The following is a 1,987-nucleotide window of genomic DNA, read 5'->3' on the forward strand; positions in this document are numbered from 1 at the left end:
CATTTAAAGAGTGCGTAATAGCTCACTGGTCGAGTGACTCTGCGCCGAAAATGTAACGGGGCTAAACACACCACCGAAGCTATGACATGTGCCTATATGGTACTTGGGTAGGGGAGCGTTGAATACGGATTGAAGTTGGACCGTGAGGACTGGTGGACTGTATTCAAGTGAGAATGCCGGTATGAGTAACGAAAAGACAAGTGAGAATCTTGTCCGCCGAAAGCCTAAGGGTTCCTGAGGAAGGCTCGTCCTCTCAGGGTAAGTCGGGACCTAACGCGAGGCCGAAAGGCGTAGTGGATGGACAACAGGTTGAAATTCCTGTACCACCGAAGATTGTTTGAGCAATGGGGTGACACAGAAGGGCAGTGACNTATTAGGCTGGGCTGTGATGGGGAGCGAAAATTGCAGTAGCGAAGGTCATGTACTCCGGCTGTCAAGAAAAGCCTCTAGTGAGATCTAGGTGCCCGTACCGCAAACCGACACAGGTAGGCGAGCAGAGCATGCTAAGGCGCGCGGAAGAACTCTCGTTAAGGAACTCGGCAAAATGACCCCGTAACTTCGGGAGAAGGGGTGCCTCGGTAGGGTGAATAGCCCGAGGGGGCCGCAGTGAAAAGGCCCAAGCGACTGTTTAGCAAAAACACAGGTCTGTGCGAAGCCGTAAGGCGAAGTATACGGGCTGACGCNCCGGTAAGGTGAATAGCCTGAGGGGGCCGCAGTGAAAAGGCCCAAGCGACTGTTTAGCAAAAACACAGGTCTGTGCGAAGCCGTAAGGCGAAGTATACGGGCTGACGCCTGCCCGGTGCTGGAAGGTTAAGGGGAGCGGTTAGGAGCAATCCGAAGCTGTGAACCGAAGCCCCAGTAAACGGNTAAACCCGAAGCTGTGAACCGAAGCCCCAGTAAACGGCGGCCGTAACTATAACGGTCCTAAGGTAGCGAAATTCCTTGTCAGGTAAATTCTGACCCGCACGAATGGCGTAACGACTTGGGCGCTGTCTCAACGAGAGATCCGGTGAAATTTTAATACCTGTGAAGATGCAGGTTACCCGCGACAAGACGGAAAGACCCCATGGAGCTTTACTGTAACTTGATATTGAACTTTGGTACGATCTGTACAGGATAGGTGGGAGCCTTTGAAGCATGAGCGCCAGCTTGTGTGGAGGCAACGTTGGGATACCACCCTGATCGTATCGGAGTTCTAACCTAGAACCGTGAANAAGAGACATGAGCGCCAGCTTGTGTGGAGGCAACGTTGGGATACCACCCTGATCGTATCGGAGTTCTAACCTAGAACCGTGAAACCGGTTCGGGGACCGTGTCAGGTGGACAGTTTGACTGGGGCGGTCGCCTCCTAAAATGTAACGGAGGCGCCCAAAGGTTCCCTCAGAATGGTTGGAAATCATTCGCAGAGTGCAAAGGCATAAGGGAGCTTGACTGCGAGACCTACAAGTCGAGCAGGGACGAAAGTCGGGCTTAGTGATCCGGTGGTACCGAATGGAAGGGCCATCGCTCAACGGATAAAAGCTACCCTGGGGATAACAGGCTTATCTCCCCCAAGAGTCCACATCGACGGGGAGGTTTGGCACCTCGATGTCGGCTCATCGCATCCTGGGGCTGAAGTAGGTCCCAAGGGTTGGGCTGTTCGCCCATTAAAGCGGTACGCGAGCTGGGTTCAGAACGTCGTGAGACAGTTCGGTCCCTATCTGTCGCGGGCGCAGGAAATTTGAGAGGAGCTGTCCTTAGTACGAGAGGACCGGGATGGACGTACCGCTGGTGTACCAGTTGTTCCGCCAGGAGCACCGCTGGGTAGCCAAGTACGGACGGGATAAGCGCTGAAAGCATCTAAGCGTGAAGCCCCCCTCAAGATGAGATTTCCCAGTATGTAAGACCCCTTGAAGACGACGAGGTTGATAGGTTCGGGGTGGAAGCACAGCAATGTGTGGAGCTGACGAATACTAATCGGTCGAGGGCTTATCCTAAACACGTTTAC

Annotated in this window: 1 rRNA gene; it reads left to right on the top strand. The window is 53.7% G+C overall.

The features are described from left to right. Positions 1-1,976: ribosomal RNA gene (locus tag FJQ58_RS32480) — 23S ribosomal RNA — on the top strand; the annotation flags it as partial. Positions 1,977-1,987 lie beyond the last annotated feature (11 nt).

This window comes from Paenibacillus paridis (genome assembly GCF_006345825.1).
GTDB lineage: Bacteria > Bacillota > Bacilli > Paenibacillales > Paenibacillaceae > Pristimantibacillus > Pristimantibacillus paridis.